Source organism: Nocardiopsis camelliae, from assembly GCF_028993595.1.
Taxonomy (GTDB): domain Bacteria; phylum Actinomycetota; class Actinomycetes; order Streptosporangiales; family Streptosporangiaceae; genus Nocardiopsis; species Nocardiopsis dassonvillei.
The window spans coordinates 5,178,748-5,196,568 of sequence record NZ_CP118614.1 but is presented as its reverse complement, the minus strand read 5'-3'; the positions used below and the strand labels follow the sequence as shown (position 1 = coordinate 5,196,568).

The following is a 17,821-nucleotide window of genomic DNA, read 5'->3' as shown; positions in this document are numbered from 1 at the left end:
CGCGTTCGGCGGTGGGAACGCGGTCAAGCATCCGACTGCGGCAGGGGCGGGCGCATCGTCCCGGCGGGGGCTCCTCGCCGCCCCCTCCGAGGGTAGGAGCGGCGGCGCGGGTACTCCCGGGGGCGTAGGGGACGACCCCGGGACGGCCCCGGGGGACCCCGGGAACGCTCCCGGGCGCACGAGTCCCTCCTCACCGGCTCCACTTCGGGGTGACCAGGGCGGTCTCGTAGGCGATGACGACCAGCTGGGCGCGGTCGCGCACCCCCAGCTTGACCATGGCCCGGCTCACGTGGGTCTTGGCGGTGGCCGGACTGAGCACGAGGTGGGCGGCGATCTCCTCGTTGGACAGGCCGCCGCCGACCAGGGCGACCACCTCGCGTTCGCGCTCGGTGAGCCCGTTCAGCCGGACCGAGGGGTCGGGCGCGCTCGGCGGCCTGCGCGCGTAGTCGGCGATCAGCCGCCGGGTGATCCCCGGAGACAGCAGCGCCTCGCCGCCGTGCACCACCCGCACCGCCCGCAGCAGGTCCCCGGGTTCGGTGTCCTTGACCAGGAACCCGCTGGCGCCCGCGCGCAGCGCCTCGAAGATGTACTCGTCCAGGTCGAACGTGGTGAGGATGACGACCCGCGTCGCCTCCAGGGCGGGGTCGGCCAGGATGCGCCCGGCGGCGGCCAGGCCGTCCACACCGGGCATGCGGATGTCCATGAGGACCACGTCCGGGCGTTCGGCGCGGGCCAGCCGGACGGCCTCCTCGCCGTCGGCGGCCTCGGCGACCACCCCGATGTCGGGGGCGCTGTCCAGCAGCGCGCGGAACCCGGCGCGTACCAGCGCCTGGTCGTCGGCGAGCAGTACCCGGATCAACGGGGCCTCGTTTCCTCGGTGTCGGGGGAGGGGACGGCCGGTGTCCGGCGGTCCGGTCCGGCGCCGTCGAGCGGGAGCCGGGCGCGCACCCGGAATCCTCCCTCCCGGAGGGGACCCGCGTCCACCGTGCCGCCCACGAGGGCGGCGCGTTCGCGCATCCCGGTGATGCCGTTGCCCGGGACCGGCGGCCCGACGGTCCCCGCGCCGTCGTCGGTGACCTCCACGACCAGCGAGGACGCGCGGTGCTCGATGCGCACCCGCGCCGAGGAGGCCCCGGAGTGGCGGACCACGTTCGTCAGCGCCTCCTGGACCGTGCGGTAGGCGGCCGACTCGGTGCTCACGGGCAGGTGCCCGGGCACACCGCCGACCTCCACGGCCACGTCGACGCCCGCGCTGCGGGTGCCTTCGGCCAGCTCCTCCAGGCGGTCCAGCCCGGGGACCGGCGACCTCGGCGCGGCCTCGTCCACGGCGCGCAGCACGCCGAGCATGCCGCGCAGCTCGGTCAGGGTGTCCTTGCTGGTCCGCTTGATGGTGGCCAGGGCCTCCGCAGCCCGCTGCGGCTCGGTCTCCATCAGGTACAGGGCCGTGCCCGCCTGCACGTTGATGAGGGAGATGTTGTGCGCCACCGTGTCGTGCACGTCCCGGGCCAGCCGGACCCGCTCCTCGGAGGCCCGGCGCAGCAGCTCCTCCTCACGGGTGCGCAGGGACTCGGCCTCGCGCTCGCGGTCGGCCCGCAGGTACTCCTGCCGCCAGCGCACGACCTCGCCCGTGCACAGCAGGACGAGCACCCAGCCGACGATGCCGACCGCCTCGGGCCGGAAGGTCCCCGTCATGAGGAACTCGTAGCCGTTGACCGCCACGAACTGGCCCACGCCCAGCGTCCAGCCGAACACGCGGTAACCCCGGCGCACCAGGGTGTAGAGCATGACGGCGGTGCACAGCATGACCATGCCGTCGGGAAAGCCCAGGGGGTAGTACACGGTGGAGGCGACGACCGACACCAGCCCGACCGTGCGCGGACAGGCGGTGCGCCACAGGACGGCCAGGCAGGCGACCAGGATCAGCGCGTGGCCCCACGGCCAGGGGTCGACCGCCCCCGCCGCCCGCTGGAGCGCGCTGACCAGCGTCGTGCTGCCCATGGAGACGGCGAGCAGGCCGGACGCGAGCCAGACGTCGGTGCGCGCGGGCCGGAGGAGTAGTGCTGCCACAACCCCGACAGTACGGGGGACCCCTCGGGGAAGCCGTCACCCCGGAGGAGGGTTTTCCGGTGTCGGACTACTCCCCGGGGAGTAGACCGTGGCCGACTAGAAGACGTCGTCCGGCGGAGCCGGGGAGTCGACGGCGTCGGCGTCGCGCACGGGGGAGCGGCCCGAGACGAAGCGGTCCAGCTCCTCGCCCTCCAGGAGGCGGGCCATCTCCGGGTCCCGGTGCGCGCGGCGGCCCAGCTCCTCCACGGGCAGGGGGCTGTGCGAGGCCGTCAGGACCAGGTTGCCGAACCGCCGCCCGCGCAGCACGCCCGGCGCGGCCGACAGCGCCGTGTGCGGCAGCGCCGTGCGCGCGGTCGCCACCTGGCTCCGGGTGTGGGCCAGCCCCCCGCCGTCGCCGATGTTGACCACCAGCATCCCGGTCGGCCGCAGGACGCGCGCCAGTTCGGCGTAGAACTCCGCCGACGTCAGCCGGGCCGGGGTGCGCGCGCCCGCGAACACGTCGCTGACCAGCAGGTCCGCGCTGTCGGTGTGCCGGGCGGCGATCCACTCCCGGGCGTCGCCGATGCCCACGCGCAGCTGCGCCCTGCGGTCCCAGGGCAGCCGCCTGCGCACCATCTCCACCAGGGGCGCGTCCACGTCCACCGCGCGCTGCCGGGAACCGGGACGGGTGTGCGCCACGTAGCGTGCCAGCGTCAGCGCGCCCGCGCCCAGGTGCAGGGCGTCCACGGCCTCCTCCGGCGGCGCCACGAGGTCGGCCGCGTGCGCCATGCGGCGCACGTAGGAGAAGTCCAGGTAGGAGGGGTCGGCCAGGTCCACGTGGGACTGGGGCGTACCGTCCACGACCAGGAACCACGAGTCTGAGCGGTCGGCGTCTGCGAGCAGCTCCGTGCCCGGGTTCCCGCCGTCCACGGCGTCCCCGCCGTTCCCGTCGAGCGCCGCTTCCCCCCGCGCGCCGCGTCTGCCCACGTCCGCCTCCGTTCGTCGGCCCCAAGACTACGCACAGGCCCGAGCGAGCGTGTCCGTGGTCGCGCTAGCCTGGAGAACCCAAGTTTTTTAAGTCACCAAGGTCTTTTTAGGTCTTGCAAGTTCGTTTGCATCTTTCACAAGTCCCACGAGGAGTGGCCGTGCTACTGCGGATGTCGACCCTGTTCCTGCGCACCCTGCGTGAGGACCCGGCGGACGCCGAGGTGCCGAGCCACAAGCTGCTCGTGCGCGGCGGGTTCGTGCGCCGGGCCGCACCCGGGGTCTACAGCTGGCTGCCCCTGGGCAGGATCGTCCTGGAGAACGTCTCCCGGATCGTGCGCGAGGAGATGGACGCCATCGGCGCCCAGGAGGTGCTCCTGCCCGCGCTGCTGCCCCGCGAGTACTACGAGGCCACCGGGCGCTGGGAGGAGTACGGCGACACCCTGTTCCGCCTCAAGGACCGCAAGGGCGCCGACTACCTGCTCGGCCCCACCCACGAGGAGCTGTTCACGCTCCTGGTCAAGGGCGAGTACTCCTCCTACAAGGACTTCCCGGTCACCCTGTACCAGATCCAGGAGAAGTTCCGCGACGAGGCGCGTCCCCGCGCGGGCGTGCTGCGCGGACGCGAGTTCCACATGAAGGACTCCTACTCCTTCGACATCGACGACGAGGGCCTGCGCGCGTCCTACGCCGACCACCGCGCCGCCTACATCCGCGTCTTCGACCGGCTGGGCCTGGAGTACGTGATCGTGTCGGCCACCTCGGGCGCCATGGGCGGATCGGCCTCGGAGGAGTTCCTGGCCGTCGCCCCGACCGGCGAGGACACCTTCGTGCGCAGCACGGAGTCCGACTACGCCGCCAACGTCGAGGCCGTGGCCGTCCCCGCCCCCGAAACGCTCCCGGTCGAGGGCCTGCCCGAGGCCGCGGTCCACCACACCCCGGACACCGCCACCATCCAGACCCTGGTGGACTTCCTCAACGGCGCCGGGCTGGGCCGCGACTTCACCGAGGCCGACACCCTCAAGAACGTCCTGGTCAAGACCCGCGCGCCCGGCGCGAAGGAGTGGGAACTGCTGGCCGTCGGCCTGCCCGGCGACCGCGAGGTGGACTTCAAGCGCCTGGAGGCGGCGCTGGAGCCCGCCGAGGTCGCCCTGCTGGAGGAGGCCGACTTCGCGGCCAACCCCTTCCTGGTCAAGGGCTACATCGGCCCCCGCGCCCTGCTGGACAACAAGGTCCGCTACCTGGTCGACCCCCGTGTGGTCACCGGCACCGCCTGGGTGACCGGCGCGGACGAGGCCGACCACCACGTCGTCGACCTGGTCGCGGGCCGCGACTTCGTCCCGGACGGCACCATCGACGTCGCCGAGGTGCGCGACGGCGACCCCTCGCCCGACGGCAGGGGAACCCTGTACACCGCGCGCGGCATCGAGATCGGCCACATCTTCCAGCTGGGCCGCAAGTACACCGACGCCTTCCAGGTGGACGCCCTGGGCCCCGACGGCAAGCCCCGGCGGATCACCATGGGCTCCTACGGCATCGGCGTCTCGCGCGCCGTCGCCGCGGTCGTCGAGCAGTCCCACGACGACAAGGGCGTCGTCTGGCCGCGCGAGGTGGCGCCCGCCGACGTGCACGTGGTCGGCACGGGCAAGGGCGAGCAGGTCGAGGAGGCGCTGCGGATCGCCCGTGAACTGGAGGACAGGGGCCTGCGCGTCCTCGTGGACGACCGCAAGGGCGTCTCTCCCGGCGTCAAGTTCACCGACGCCGAACTGCTGGGCATCCCCACCGGCGTCATCGTCGGCCGCGGCCTCAAGGACGGCCTGGTGGAGCTGCGCGACCGCGCCACCGGCGACCGCGAGGAGGTCGCCCTGGCCGAGATCGTGGACCGCGCCGTCGCCGCCTGCCGCGCGTAGCGGGTGAACGGGAGGGGGGAGGGCCCGCGGGGAGACCGCGGGCCCTCCCCCCTCCGCCCGTACACGGACTGACGCGGGTGCTTCCCGGACCGCCGCCGTGCCCGGCCGTGCGGGCTACGTGCGGGTCAACCGGCCTCGTCGAAACCGGGCAGGGCGTCCAGAGCCCCGCCCCACTCCAGCAGGCGCACGGTCGTCTCCTGGAGCGCCCGGGCGCCGGTCACCCGCAGGTCGGTGTCCCGCGAGGCGGTCAGCCACAGGTGGGCGCGCGCGGCGGCCTGCTCCAGCCCCGCGGCGTAGGCGTCGACGGCCTCGTCGCCGTACTCGTCGGCGACCGGGTAGGAGGCCAGCGCGGGCGGGGGGTCCACGCCCCGCTCCACGGCCGCCGCGTGCAGCGCGTCCCGCAGCGCCTTGTGCTCGTGGGCGGTGCTCCCCGCGCGGTCGCGCCGGTCCTCGTCCTCGGCGGCCCCGCCGATGAACTCGTACCCGTACACGGCCGCGTGTTCGGCGCGCAGCGCCTCGGCCAGCGCCCGGGGGCCGGCGTCCATCTCCTCGCCGGTGGACGCGGGGCTCTCGCTCACCTTGCTACCTGCCTTCCGTCTGGGGGTGTGCGCCGTCACCGCTCCTGGGCCAGCAGGTGGGCGTGCCCCGCCTCGCACGCGCCGATCGCGCTGATCAGCTGCGCCAGCGCGGAGTCGGCGACGGCGCCCGCCTGGTCCAGCCGGGCGCCGGTCGCCACGGCCTCCAGCACGTGCAGCGCCGCGGTGTCCGGCGCGGTCTCCGGAACGGGGGCCTCCTCGGGGGAGGAGGGTTCGCCGGACGGCCCGGCGGAGGGGGAGGGGGCGTCCTCGGGCAGGGAGTCCAGCAGCGCGTCCAGGTGGGACAGGTGGTGTTCCAGGAACCGCTCCAGCAGTTCCGCCGGTCCCGTCCCCCCGGCGACCGCGGCCTCGTAGCGCGCGACCATCCGCTCCTTCTCCCGGACCACCGCGCGCAGCACGTACACGTCGGGCGTCACGTCGGAGGGGTACCACTCGGTACCGCCGCACCCGGCCAGGCCCACGGCGCCCACAGCGGCCGTCGCGCCCAGCACCGTGCGACGGCTGACACGGCCGATCCCCACGCGCTCTTCCTCTCGTGCGGTGCGGGCCGCCCGCGGCGGCCCCCCGGCCCCCATCCTTCCACGTCCCGTACCGCGCAAGGGACGCCGCCGCCCGGACGCGCCCCGGAGGCCACGCGCCGACGCGCCCCGGCCACCGACGGCGACCTGGGGGGTGTCAGCTGTTGGATCGGGAAGCCACTCAAGCACACACGAGGGCACAGGAGTCATTATGTGCTGCTGTCGGAAGGCGGTGTGTGGCTGTGCGCCCCACCCCTGCGCATGGTGCGACGAAGAAAACCGTCTGAGAAGTTCGCTGATTCTTCGGACAGGCGCCCCCGGTCCTGGCTACGGTCGTGTCGAACACAGTGACGAAACCGGCAGGATCGGGAGGTGGGCAGGGATGTCAGGTACCAGTATGCGGCGGTTGCGGACCCTCGCCGACCCGTTCCTGGCCCCGCACCGACCGGGGTGAGCGTGCGTGACCGGCTCAAGGGCCTCACACCACGGGACGAGACGGTCCTACGGGCGGTGGGCGCGCACCTGGGCTCGCTCGCCTCCACGGACTTGGCCGCCCGGTGTCTGGATGGCACCGGCCACGGCAAGGACTCCTGGGCGGCCCGCAAACGGGAGCTGACCCCTGAGTCCTCGTCGCGGTGGGCGGGGACGCTCACCAGGGCCTCGAACGAGCAGTGGGCGCTGGCCCGCCGCAGCCAGGCCGCCCACCTGCACCGCCTCCAAACGGGGATCGACACCCTGCGCCACCGGTTGTCCCAACCTCTGGGAACCAAGGGAACCCGGGGTGTGCCGGGCGGGTACGCCTGTCGCCGGGAGTGGCACGCCAAGTCCCGACGCCTGACCGCCCTGGAGCATCGCCATGCGGTGGCGGTGGCGGACTGGGAGGCGGGGCGGGTCCGTGTGGTGCGTGGCGGCAAGCGGTTGCTGAACAGCCGCCACCACCTGGAGCAGGCGCAGCTGACCGAGGCCGGGTGGCGGGCTCGGTGGGAGGCCGCCCGCTTCTTCCTGTCCGCTGATGGCGAGTCCGGCAAACGCTACGGCAACGAGACCATCCGCATCACCCCCGAGGGGCAGATCTCGATCCGGTTGCCCGCTCCACTGACCGAGTACGCCAACGCCCCGCACGGTCGGTACGTGCTCTCGGGCCGGGTGGCCTTCGCCCACCGGGGCACCGAGTGGGCTGATCGGGTCGAGGCCGACGGGGCGGTGGCCTACCGCATCCACCTGGACACGGATCGGGAACGGTGGTACGTAACCGCGTCCTGGACCCCCACCCCCGCCCCACAGGTGCCGTGGGAGGCGGCACTGGCCCGCGGGGTGGTGGGGGTGGACGCCAATGCCGACCACCTGGCCGCCTGGCGGCTCGACACCCACGGCAACCCGATCGGGAATCCGCGACGGTTCACCTTCGACCTGTCCGGCAGCGCCTCCCACCGGGACGCGCAGGTCCGCCACGCTCTGTCCCGACTGCTGCGCTGGGCCACCACACCACCGGGGTGATGGTGTGGGGCATCGGACCGCCCAGGCCGCACCGGGGAGTTGTGGGCGTGAGGGAAACCGCCCTCCCGTCACGGAGCGTGCACGCTATGCGCGTGGCCGGACGGGGCAGGAACGCGGTGACCCAGCCCATCCAGCACCGTCCGGGATGGGTGCAGTGCCAGCGTGACCCCCGGGGGTCACTCCTGATCACTGTTCAGGAACGGTTCCGGGTGTGGATACTCTTGCGGCATAACCGCCGTCGCACGCGACGCGCGGTCGGCCCGCGTCCCCGCACCAGGGGGCGGGCCGCTGAAGTCGAAGACTACGTACAGAGCTGGACCGCCCCGTACACCGGCCCGACGGCCGCGCGGGCGGGATCTTCGCCGTTGGAGGAGCAGGACCACATGGGAGCGCAGGCGCGCGAGGAGCGCATCGCCGAGCTGCTGGAGCCGGTACTGGCCGAGGCCGGACTGGACCTGGAGGCCGTCGAACTCACACCGGCCGGCAAGCGACGGGTGCTGCGCGTGGTCGTGGACTCCGACAACGGGGTCGACCTGGACACGGTCGGCGAGGTCAGCCAGGAGGTGAACACCCTGCTGGACTCCTCCGACGTCATGGGCGCGCAGCCCTACGTCCTGGAGGTCACCTCACCCGGGGTGGACCGTCCGCTGACCGAGCCGAGGCACTGGCGCCGCTCCCGAGGCCGCCTGGTGATCGCCACCCTCGCCGAGGGCGGCAAGGTCACCGGGCGCGTCACCGGCGCCGACGACGACGGGGTCACCCTGGACGTCGAGGGCCAGCCCCGCACCTTCACCCACGCCGAACTCGGCAAGGGCAGGGTCCAGGTGGAATTCCGCCACGATGCCGACACCGACGCGGCGGACTAGAGGGGGAGCCCCGTGGACATTGACATGAGCGTTCTGCGCAGCCTGGAACGCGAGAAGGACATCTCCGTCGAACTCGTGGCCAAGGCCATCGAGGACGCGCTTCTGATCGCCTACCACCGCGAGGAGGGCCCCGAGAAGCGGGCCCGCGTCGAGCTCAACCGCTCCACCGGCCACGTGACCGTGTGGGTGGCCGAGACCGGCGAGGACGGCGAGTCCGTCGGCGAGTTCGACGGCACCCCCACCGGGTTCGGCCGCATCGCGACCTCCACCGCCAAGCAGGTCATCCTCCAGCGTCTGCGCGACGCCGAGGACGAGCTGACCCTGGGCGAGTTCGCCGGACGCGAGCACGACATCGTCTCCGGCATCATCCAGCAGGGCAAGGACCCCCGCAACGTGCTGGTGGACCTCGGCAAGATCGAGGCGGTCCTGCCCCCGCAGGAGCAGGTGCCCACCGAGACCTACACCCACGGCGAGCGCCTGCGCGCCTACGTGGTGCAGGTCCGCAAGGGCCACCGCGGCCCCTCGGTCACCCTCTCGCGCACGCACCCCAACCTGGTGCGCAAGCTCTTCGAGCTGGAGGTCCCCGAGATCGCCGACGGCACCGTCGAGATCGCGGCGATCGCGCGGGAGGCGGGCCACCGCACCAAGATGGCCGTCCACTCCAACCGCGGCGGGGTCAACGCCAAGGGCGCCTGCATCGGCCCGCTCGGCAGCCGCGTCCGCAACGTCATGGCCGAACTCCACGGGGAGAAGATCGACATCGTCGACTACTCCGAGGACCCGGCCGTGTTCGTCGCCAACGCCCTGTCCCCTGCGCGGGTCAACTCCGTGGAGATCCTCGACATGGCCTCCCGCGTCGCCCGCGTGGTCGTGCCCGACTACCAGCAGTCCCTCGCGATCGGCAAGGAGGGCCAGAACGCCCGTCTGGCCGCGCGCCTGACCGGCTGGCGCATCGACATCCGCTCCGACGCCGAGCCCGCCGGGGAGCCGGAGCGGGAGGGCGTCGCCGAGGGCGACGACACCGCCGCGACGGGCTGATCGGGTCGCGCGCATGCCTCGACGCGATAGGGTGGCCCATGACGGTCCCGACCGCCCCGTGCGTACCTGTGTGGGGTGTCGGTCGCGGGCAGTCCAGTCCGACCTCGTGCGGCTGGTGGCCGAGGGCACGGTCATCACGCCCGACACCCGGGGTCGTCTTCCGGGGCGCGGCGCCTACCTGCACCGCGATCGGCGGTGCTTCGAGCTCGCCGAACGGCGCAGGGCCTGGTCACGCGCCTACCGGAGGGGAGCGGGCGCCGACGGGTGGGACGTCTCACCCGTGGCGGCCCTGATCGACGCCGCCCCGCGTGGCGGATCGGGTCACTGTTCCCGATAGGGTTGGAATGTCTGGACCGACTTCTGGGTTGTAACGACCGAGGTCGGCGTCCAGTGCTGTGTCGGCACGCAGAAGCTGGCCCATTGTTGTGTAGCGATGAGGAAGCAGGTCGAGATTGCGATGAGCGCCTGATGAGTACGCAGCGATGAGTAACTCGAGCTAACGACGGTCCGGCACAAGCCCATGTCCCGGACCGAAGCTGAAGGAGAGTAGTGGCGAAGGTCCGGGTATATGAACTCGCCAAGGAGTTCGGTGTAGAGAGCAAGGCCGTTCTGGCCAAGCTCAACGAGATGGGCGAATTCGTCCGTTCGGCGTCCTCGACCATAGAGGCCCCCGTCGTACGACGCCTCCAGGAAGCCTTCAACAACGGTTCCGACGGCGGTCGCAAGGGTTCGGCTCCAAAGCCCGGCCCGCGTCCCGCCGCGGACAACGGTGCCGCCCCGAAGCCGGGTCCGGCTCCCAAGCCCGGCCCCAGGCCGGCTCCCGCGCCCAAGCCCGCCCCGCAGGGCGAGGCCGCTCCGCGCGCGAACGCGCCCAAGCCCGGCCCCAAGGCTCCCCGCGGCGAGGCCGGCGCCCGCCCCGGCGGCGCCCCCAAGCCCGGTGCCCCGGCCGGCCCCGGCGGTCGCCCCGAGGGCGGCCGTCCGGAGGGTGGTCGTCCTGAGGGCGGCCGTCCCGACCGCGCCCAGCGCGGCGGTGACCGCCCCGAGCGCGGCGGTGACCGCCCCGAGCGCGGCGACCGTGCCGAGCGCGGCGGGCCCCGTCCCGGCCCGCGCCCGTCCGGTCCCCGTCCGGGCAACAATCCGTTCGCGTCCAACGCCTCCGGCATGGGCTCCAAGCCGGCCGCTCCGCGGCCCGGCGGCGGCGCTCCGCGTCCGGGTGGCCCGCGTCCGGGTCCGCGTCCCGGCCCGCAGGGCGGCGGCGAGCAGCGCGCCCCGCGTCCCGGCGGTGCGGCCGGCGCTCCGCGTCCGGGCGGTCCGCGTCCGGGTCCGCGTCCCGGCCCGCAGGGCGGCGGCGAGCAGCGCGCCCCGCGTCCCGGCGGTGCGGCCGGCGCTCCGCGTCCGGGCGGTGCCGCGGGTCCCCCGCGTCCCGGTCCCCGACCCGGCGGTCCGCGCCCCAGCCCGATGAACATGCCCTCGTCCCGTCCGGCCGCACCCGCGGGTGGCGGTCGCGGCGGTGGCGGCGGTCGTCCCGGCGGCGGCGGTGGCCGTGGCCGCGGGGGAGCCCCCGCGGGTTCCGGTCCGCGTCCCGGCGGTGTCGGCGGCGGCGGCGGTCGTCCCGGCGGCTTCGGCGGCCGTCCCGGTGGCGGTGGCCGCGGTCGCGGCGGCGGTACGGCCGGTGCGTTCGGACGCCCCGGCGGCCGTCCCGGACGCGCCCGCAAGTCCAAGAAGCAGCGGCGCCAGGAGTTCCACGACTTCCAGGCCCCGTCGTTCGGCGGCGTCAAGATCCCGAGCGGCAACGACCAGACCATCCGCCTGTCCCGCGGCGCCTCGCTGTCGGACTTCGGCGACAAGATCGACGTCAACCCGGCGTCGCTCGTCCAGGTGATGATGCACCTGGGTGAGATGGTCACCGCGACCCAGTCCCTTCCGGACGAGACCCTGATGCTGCTGGGCGAGGAGCTCAAGTACAGGATCGAGGTCGTCAGCCCGGAGGACGAGGACCGCGAGCTGCTGGAGTCCTTCTCCATCGAGTTCGGTGAGGACGAGGGCACCGCGGAGGACCTGCGTCCGCGTCCGCCGGTGGTCACCGTCATGGGTCACGTCGACCACGGTAAGACCCGACTGCTGGACACCATCCGCAAGACCAACGTCGTCAGCGGCGAGGCCGGCGGTATCACCCAGCACATCGGTGCCTACCAGGTCGCCACCGAGGTGGACGGCGAAGAGCGCAAGATCACCTTCATCGACACCCCGGGTCACGAGGCGTTCACCGCCATGCGTGCCCGCGGCGCGAAGGTCACCGACATCGCGGTGCTGGTCGTGGCGGCCGACGACGGCGTCAAGCCGCAGACGGCGGAGGCCATCGACCACGCCAAGGCGGCCGAGGTGCCGATCGTGGTCGCGGTCAACAAGATCGACGTCGAGGGCGCCGACCCGCAGCGGGTCCGCGCGCAGCTCACCGAGTACGGCCTGGTGGCCGAGGAGTACGGCGGCGACGTCCAGTTCGTGGACATCTCCGCGCTCAAGGGCGACAACATCGAGACCCTGCTCGAGTCGATCGTGCTGACCTCCGACGCCGCGCTCGATCTCCAGGCCAACCCGGAGATGGACGCGCAGGGTCTGGCCATCGAGGCCTACCTGGACCGCGGTCGCGGTTCCATGGCCACGGTGCTGGTCCAGCGCGGCACGCTCAACGTCGGTGACTCGATCGTCTGCGGTGACGCCTTCGGCCGCGTCCGCGCCATGCTCGACGAGCACGGCCAGAACGTGCAGAGCGCCGAGCCGTCCCGTCCGGTGCAGGTGCTGGGTCTGACCAACGTTCCCAGCGCCGGTGACAGCTTCCTGGTCGTCAAGGACGACCGGGTGGCGCGGCAGATCGCCCAGCAGCGCGAGGCGCGCGAGCGCTTCGCCCAGCAGGCGCGTTCGGCCCGCCGGGTCACCCTCGACAACTGGCAGAACGCCCTGAAGGAGGGCGAGCGCTCCGAGCTGCTCCTCCTCATCAAGGGTGACATGTCCGGTTCCGTCGAGGCGCTGGAGGAGTCCCTGCTCAAGATCGACGCCGGCGGCGACGAGGTGAGCATCCGGGTCATCGGGCGCGGTGTCGGTGCGATCACGCAGAACGACATCAACCTGGCGGCCTCCGCCGAGGCGATCATCGTCGGCTTCAACGTTCGGCCCGAGGGCAAGAACAGCGAGCTGGCCGACCGCATGGGCGTGGACATCCGGTACTACTCGGTGATCTACCAGGCCATCGACGAGGTCGAGGCCGCGGTCAAGGGTCTGCTCAAGCCGATCTACGAAGAGGTCCAGCTCGGCAGCGCGGAGATCCGCGAGGTCTTCAAGGTGCCGCGGATCGGCAACATCGCCGGTTCGATCGTCCGCAGCGGCCTGATCCGCCGCAACTCCAAGGCGCGGCTCATCCGCGACGGGGTCGTCATCTCCGAGAACCTCAACGTGGAATCCCTGCGCCGGTTCAAGGACGACGCGACCGAGGTCCGCGAGGGCTTCGAGTGCGGTATCGGCGTCGGCTACAACGACCTGCGTGTCGAGGACGTCATCGAGACGTACGAGATGCAGGAGAAGCCCCGCGACTGATCCTCGCGGAGCATGACCAGACGGGGCCCCGGCCGTGCGGCCGGGGCCCCGTGTTTCACGCCGCCGACAGCGGCGGACAACTCCACACACCACAGGTGATCACTTGTACGTTGGGGCGCTGACCCTGGACGTCCTTCTCGGTGACGTCCACTCGCTCAAACAGAAGCGTTCGCTGGTCCGACCCGTCGTCGCCGAGCTGCGCCGCAAGTTCTCCGTCTCGGTCTCCGAGGCGGGCGACCAGGACCTGTACCGCCGGGCCAAGATCGGCGTCGCGGTGGTCGCGCCGACGGCGGCGCACGCCCGGGAACTGATGGACTCCTGCGAGAGCTTCGTGGCGGGCCGTCCCGAACTGGAGCTGCTCTCCGCCAGGCAGCGGCTCTTCAACGAAGAGGAAGACTGACGATGGTTGACGCCGCACGCGCGCGCAAGATCGCCGACCGCATCCAGCGCATCGTCGCCGAGATGCTGGACCGGCGCATCAAGGACCCGCGCCTGGGATTCGTCACCGTGACCGACGCGCGCATCACCGCCGACCTGCGGGACGCCACGGTGTACTACACGGTGTTCGGCACCCCGGACGAGAAGGCCGCCTCCGCCGCCGCCCTGGAGAGCGCAAAGGGCGTGATCCGCAGCGAGGTGGGACGCCAGACCGGCATCCGGCACACGCCGAGCCTGGCCTTCGTCGTCGACGAGGTGCAGGAGAACGCCCAGCACATCGAGGAACTGCTGCTCAAGGCCCGCCAGTCGGACGCGGAGCTGGCCGAGAGGGCCAGCGGCGCCGAGCCCGCGGGCGAGGCCGACCCCTACCGGGCGCCCCGCGAGGACGAGCGCGACGAGGACGAGTAACACCCCCGGCGGCGGCGCGGACCGCGCCGCCGCCCTTGCACTCCGAGGGAGCACCATGGCCGAGAGCGGCGTCGTGGTCGTCGACAAGCCCGCCGACTGGACCTCGCACGACGTGGTCGCCAAAGCGCGCGGGCTCGCGCGCACCCGCAGGGTCGGCCACGCGGGCACCCTGGACCCGATGGCCACCGGGGTCCTGGTGCTGGGCATCGAGAAGGGCACCAAGCTCCTGGGTCACCTGACCCTGACGGAGAAGGTCTACGAGGCGACGATCCGGCTCGGCCTGACGACCAACACCGACGACGCCGAGGGCGAGCCCCTCGTGCGCACGGACGCCTCCGGGGTCGGCGAGGAGGCCGTGCGCGCCGCCGTCGGCAGGCTCACGGGGCGGATTGAGCAGGTTCCGCCGCAGGTCAGCGCGATCAAGGTGGACGGCAAGCGTGCCTACAAGTCGGCGCGTGAGGGCAAGGAGGTCGCCCTCAAGGCCCGCACGGTCACCGTCGCGGAGTTCACGGTCACCGACGTGCGCCGGGTCTCCGACGCAGACGGGGGGTTCGTGGACGTGGACGCCGCCGTCACCTGCTCCAGCGGCACCTACATCCGTTCGCTGGCCCGGGACATGGGCGCCGACCTGGGCGTGGGCGGGCACCTGACGGCGCTGCGTCGCACCAGGGTGGGCCCCTACGACCTGTCCCGGGCGCGCACGCTGGACGAACTGGCCGAGGAGTTCACGCAGGTCCCGCTGGCCGAGGCCGTGGCCGCGGCCTTTCCGGCGCGCGCCCTGAGCGAGGACGAGGAGCAGCGGATCCGGCACGGCAACCGGATCGACCCGGACGGCTCCGGAAGCGGCCCGGTCGGCCTCTTCGCCCCGGACGGCCGCGTCGTCGCCTTGGGGGAGAACCGCCGCGACCACATGAAGCCCGTGGTGGTCTTCGAACCCGCCTGACCCCGCGCGGTCCCGTCCGGTCAGTCGGTCCCCAGGAACCGGGCGAGGGCCGCGGTCAGCTCGCCGGGGCGCTCCACGGACGGCAGGTGGCCGGTGTCGGGCATCTCCAGCAGCCGCGCCCCGGGCACGCCCCCGGCGTACAGGTCCGCGACCTCCCGTACCTGGGCGATCTCCGACAGACCCTTCACCACCAGCGTCGGCACGGCGATCTCGCCCAGGCGGTCGTAAGCGGGCCGCTCCGGCCAGCGGGTGGTGGCGATCGGCCCGGACCACTCGCGGGCGAACATCTCGCGCAGCATGAGCAGCACCAGGTCCCAGGCCTCCGTCGGCAGGTCCTCGGGCACCCGCCCGGGGCCCAGCACCATGAACCGGGCCTGGGCCTCGGCCATCGCCGCCACGTCCCCGGGATCGGGGTCGGCGCGTCCCGCCCGGTACACCTCCAGGCGTTCGTGGGGGACGGCGCCCAGCACCATCTTGCGCGCCTCGCGCACGAAGACCTCCGGCCACTCGTGCCCCGACATCCCCGGACAGACCAGGGCCAGGGCCTCCACCCGCTCCGGGGCGGCCAGCGCCGCGTCCACGCAGTAGGCGCCCCCGAAGGAGGCGCCGACCAGGGTCGCCCGGTCGATGTCCAGGGCGTCCATGAGGGCCAGCAGGTCCTCATAGTGGGAGACGGGGCCCTCGTGGTCGGCGGAGCCGCCGCGGCCGCGCCAGTCGTAGCGGACCGCCCGGTGGGTCCTGGCGAACCCGGTGAACTGGTGGTCCCACATGCGCCGGTCGGCCACACCGGCGTGCACGAAAACGATCGCGGGACCGGAACCGGCCTCGTCGTACGCCAGTCGGGTCGTACCCGTGTCGATCATCGCCATCGGTGCACGGTAACCGCCCCGCGCACGTGTGCCAACCCGGCTCCGCCGGGGACGCGGCGGCCGGGCGCGCGCCGGGCCTCAGCCGCGGCGGAGCCCGGCGTCCTCCAGCTCCTCCCGGACGACGCGGCTTCCCGGAACCGGAGCACGAAGGGAACGGGCTGTCGCGAATGATGTACAACTGGCGACGCGATTGGCTAGAATTCACGCCATGACGACGCTTCCGCTGGCCGAGGCCAGAAACAACCTGTCCAAGATCGTCGACGAGGTGGAAAGAACGCATGACGCCGTCACCATCACCCGCAACGGCAGGCCCAGTGCCGTGGTGATCTCTGTGGACGACTACGAGTCGATGATGGAGACCTTCGCTCTTCTGGACAGTCCGGAGGAACAGGCGGGTCTGGTCCAGGCGAAGGAGGAGTACGAACGCGGAGACGTGGTCACCGGTGACGAGATGGCCGAGCTCATGCGAGAACGGGCGCGCCGGGAGACGGGAACGTGAGCGATCAGTACGAAATCGTCCTGACCCGTACCGCGCGCCGTGCCCTGTCCGAGACGTTGCCTGACAAGGTGGCGACGGCGGCATGGGAGCTGATCCGGGGAGATCTCAGGGAGAACCCTCGCAGAGTGGGGAAACGACTCAATCCTCCCTACGGTCAGGACTGGGTGGCCCGCCGTGCCACTTACAGAATCCGATTCGGCATAGACGGCGACAAGAACGTCATCGTCGTCTACGACATTCGAGGGCGGGCCGACGCCTACCACTACTCGGGCAGGCGCTAACCTTCGTGATGCGCTGGAGCGGTGGCCCGGCGTGTGCTGGGCCACACACCCCTTGTGTCAGTGGGGGACCCGCGGACGTGGCACCCTTGGTTCGTGCGGGTTCCGGGCGCGCTGGGCGCCACGGGCTCCGCGCGGACCACGAGCAGCGACGAGCAGGGGAGCCGGACGTGCGGCGATGGGACGGGCTGGAGGGCGTTCCCTCCGGGTGGGGGCGCTCCGTGGTGGCGGTCGGCGTGTTCGACGGAGTGCACCGTGGCCACCAGGCCATCCTGGAGACCGCGGTCGGGCACGGGCGCGAACTCGGCCTTCCGGTCACCGTGGTGACCTTCGACCCCCACCCGCAGGGGGTGCTGCGCGGCACCACCCCGCCGGTGCTCACCCCCCTGGAGCGGCGGTTGGAGCTGCTGGCCGAGTACGGCGCCGACGCCGTGTGCGTCCTGCCCTTCACCAAGGACCTGTCCTCCCTGACCCCGGAGGAGTTCGTCCAGCGCGTCCTGGTCGACCGCCTGCACGCCGCGGCCGTGGTCGTGGGCGAGGACTTCCGCTTCGGCCACCGCGCCGCGGGCGACGTCGCCGCGCTGGCCGCGCTGGGCGCCGAGTACGGCTTCACCGCCGACGGGGTCGCCCTGGTCGCGGACGGCGACACCATCACCTCCACGCGCGTGCGGGGGCTGCTCGCCGAGGGCGACGTGGCCGGGGCCGCCGAGCTGCTGGGCCGCCCGCACCGGGTCGGGGGCGAGGTCGTGCACGGCGCCGCGCGCGGCCGCGAACTGCTGGGCTTCCCCACCGCCAACATGGACCTGCTCCCCGACACCGCCGTCCCCGGCGACGGCGTCTACGCGGGCTGGCTCCACCGCTCCGAGCCCGCCCCCGGACAGGAGTCGCACTGGCCGGCCGCCATCTCCGTGGGCAGCAACCCCACGTTCGACGGCGCCGAGCGCACCGTGGAGGCCTACGCCCTGGACCGCGACGACCTGGACCTGTACGGGCTGCGCATGACGGTGGACTTCACGGTGCACATCCGCGGTCAGGAACGCTTCGACAGCATCGACGAGCTGATCGTCGCCATGCGCCGGGACGTCGACCGCTGCCGCGAGGTCCTGCGCGCCGGGTAGGGCGCGGAGCGGGGGAGACCCGACCCGTGCCCGGCCACGGCCCGCCACCTCGTGGTCTGCGGTAGGGTGGTCGTTGTCCACGTGTGCCCACGGCCGGTCGCCTCCGCGCGTACCGTCGCCGGGGGAGCGCGGCGCACCCACGCCGTCGGCGGCGGGCCGCGCACCACACGCGACGGTGACTGTTCGTACGCGCGGTCACCGCGTCTGTTCCCGGTCGCATGC

Annotated in this window: 18 protein-coding genes; 12 read left to right on the top strand and 6 right to left on the bottom strand. The window is 72.8% G+C overall.

From position 1 onward, the window contains the following. Window positions 1-190: 190 nt before the first annotated feature. From PV789_RS22665 to PV789_RS22655, 3 genes are all read right to left on the bottom strand, one after another. Complete coding sequence (locus tag PV789_RS22665) at window positions 191-859, bottom strand: response regulator (protein ID WP_274974459.1); 669 nt, start codon at window positions 857-859, stop codon at window positions 191-193. Continuing rightward, complete coding sequence (locus PV789_RS22660; RefSeq protein ID WP_274974458.1) at window positions 856-2,067, bottom strand: sensor histidine kinase; 1,212 nt, start codon at window positions 2,065-2,067, stop codon at window positions 856-858. Before PV789_RS22660 ends, PV789_RS22665 begins: the two co-directional genes overlap by 4 nt. 96 nt (window positions 2,068-2,163) lie before the next feature. Further along, window positions 2,164-3,033, bottom strand: coding sequence for a spermidine synthase (locus tag PV789_RS22655; RefSeq protein ID WP_498047730.1), 870 nt, complete (start codon window positions 3,031-3,033; stop codon window positions 2,164-2,166). A 170-nt stretch (window positions 3,034-3,203) separates the two neighbouring features. Between PV789_RS22655 and PV789_RS22650 the strand changes: the two genes are divergently transcribed. Further along, complete coding sequence (locus tag PV789_RS22650) at window positions 3,204-4,940, top strand: proline--tRNA ligase (RefSeq protein ID WP_274978217.1); 1,737 nt, start codon at window positions 3,204-3,206, stop codon at window positions 4,938-4,940. Between the two features lie 125 nt (window positions 4,941-5,065). On the opposite strand, the gene PV789_RS22645 is transcribed toward PV789_RS22650, so the two are convergent. Together PV789_RS22645 and PV789_RS22640 are read right to left on the bottom strand one after the other, a co-directional pair. After that, window positions 5,066-5,518: a ferritin-like domain-containing protein gene (locus PV789_RS22645; RefSeq protein ID WP_274974457.1), complete on the bottom strand. Its 453-nt coding sequence runs from the start codon at window positions 5,516-5,518 to the stop codon at window positions 5,066-5,068. Between the two features lie 35 nt (window positions 5,519-5,553). Further along, window positions 5,554-6,057, bottom strand: a complete 504-nt coding sequence (locus tag PV789_RS22640; protein ID WP_274974456.1) for a hypothetical protein — start codon at window positions 6,055-6,057, stop codon at window positions 5,554-5,556. Between the two features lie 447 nt (window positions 6,058-6,504). Between PV789_RS22640 and PV789_RS22635 the strand changes: the two genes are divergently transcribed. The 8 genes from PV789_RS22635 (at window position 6,505) to truB (ending at window position 14,835) form a co-directional block, all read left to right on the top strand. Beyond that, the gene (locus tag PV789_RS22635) at window positions 6,505-7,551 is read left to right on the top strand and encodes a hypothetical protein (protein ID WP_274974455.1); all 1,047 of its coding nucleotides are present in this window, start codon (window positions 6,505-6,507) and stop codon (window positions 7,549-7,551) included. Window positions 7,552-7,934: 383 nt separating this feature from the next. Then, entirely contained in the window at window positions 7,935-8,417 is a 483-nt protein-coding gene (rimP, locus tag PV789_RS22630; protein WP_248771755.1) for a ribosome maturation factor RimP, read from the top strand. 24 nt (window positions 8,418-8,441) lie between these two features. Continuing rightward, complete coding sequence (nusA, locus tag PV789_RS22625; RefSeq protein WP_274974454.1) at window positions 8,442-9,455, top strand: transcription termination factor NusA; 1,014 nt, start codon at window positions 8,442-8,444, stop codon at window positions 9,453-9,455. A 13-nt stretch (window positions 9,456-9,468) separates the two neighbouring features. Continuing rightward, window positions 9,469-9,792, top strand: coding sequence for a YlxR family protein (locus tag PV789_RS22620; protein WP_274974453.1), 324 nt, complete (start codon window positions 9,469-9,471; stop codon window positions 9,790-9,792). Window positions 9,793-10,004: 212 nt separating this feature from the next. Then, complete coding sequence (infB, locus tag PV789_RS22615; RefSeq protein ID WP_274974452.1) at window positions 10,005-13,046, top strand: translation initiation factor IF-2; 3,042 nt, start codon at window positions 10,005-10,007, stop codon at window positions 13,044-13,046. A gap of 103 nt (window positions 13,047-13,149) precedes the next feature. Continuing rightward, window positions 13,150-13,446 (top strand): DUF503 domain-containing protein, encoded by a 297-nt coding sequence (locus PV789_RS22610; RefSeq protein WP_274974451.1) that lies wholly within the window; start codon window positions 13,150-13,152, stop codon window positions 13,444-13,446. A 2-nt stretch (window positions 13,447-13,448) separates the two neighbouring features. Beyond that, window positions 13,449-13,892, top strand: a complete 444-nt coding sequence (rbfA, locus tag PV789_RS22605; protein WP_130394938.1) for a 30S ribosome-binding factor RbfA — start codon at window positions 13,449-13,451, stop codon at window positions 13,890-13,892. Between the two features lie 55 nt (window positions 13,893-13,947). Further along, window positions 13,948-14,835: a tRNA pseudouridine(55) synthase TruB gene (gene truB, locus PV789_RS22600; protein WP_274974450.1), complete on the top strand. Its 888-nt coding sequence runs from the start codon at window positions 13,948-13,950 to the stop codon at window positions 14,833-14,835. 20 nt (window positions 14,836-14,855) lie between these two features. Here the strand turns inward: truB and PV789_RS22595 are convergent, their stop codons facing one another. Further along, the gene (locus tag PV789_RS22595) at window positions 14,856-15,704 is read right to left on the bottom strand and encodes an alpha/beta fold hydrolase (RefSeq protein ID WP_274974449.1); all 849 of its coding nucleotides are present in this window, start codon (window positions 15,702-15,704) and stop codon (window positions 14,856-14,858) included. Window positions 15,705-15,912: 208 nt separating this feature from the next. Between PV789_RS22595 and PV789_RS22590 the strand changes: the two genes are divergently transcribed. The 3 genes from PV789_RS22590 (at window position 15,913) to PV789_RS22580 (ending at window position 17,599) form a co-directional block, all read left to right on the top strand. After that, window positions 15,913-16,203 carry a type II toxin-antitoxin system Phd/YefM family antitoxin gene (locus tag PV789_RS22590; RefSeq protein ID WP_274974448.1) on the top strand — a complete coding sequence of 97 codons (291 nt, stop codon included), beginning with the start codon at window positions 15,913-15,915 and terminating at the stop codon, window positions 16,201-16,203. After that, complete coding sequence (locus PV789_RS22585; RefSeq protein WP_274974447.1) at window positions 16,200-16,484, top strand: type II toxin-antitoxin system RelE family toxin; 285 nt, start codon at window positions 16,200-16,202, stop codon at window positions 16,482-16,484. Before PV789_RS22590 ends, PV789_RS22585 begins: the two co-directional genes overlap by 4 nt. A gap of 167 nt (window positions 16,485-16,651) precedes the next feature. Continuing rightward, window positions 16,652-17,599 carry a bifunctional riboflavin kinase/FAD synthetase gene (locus tag PV789_RS22580; RefSeq protein ID WP_274974446.1) on the top strand — a complete coding sequence of 316 codons (948 nt, stop codon included), beginning with the start codon at window positions 16,652-16,654 and terminating at the stop codon, window positions 17,597-17,599. Window positions 17,600-17,821 lie beyond the last annotated feature (222 nt).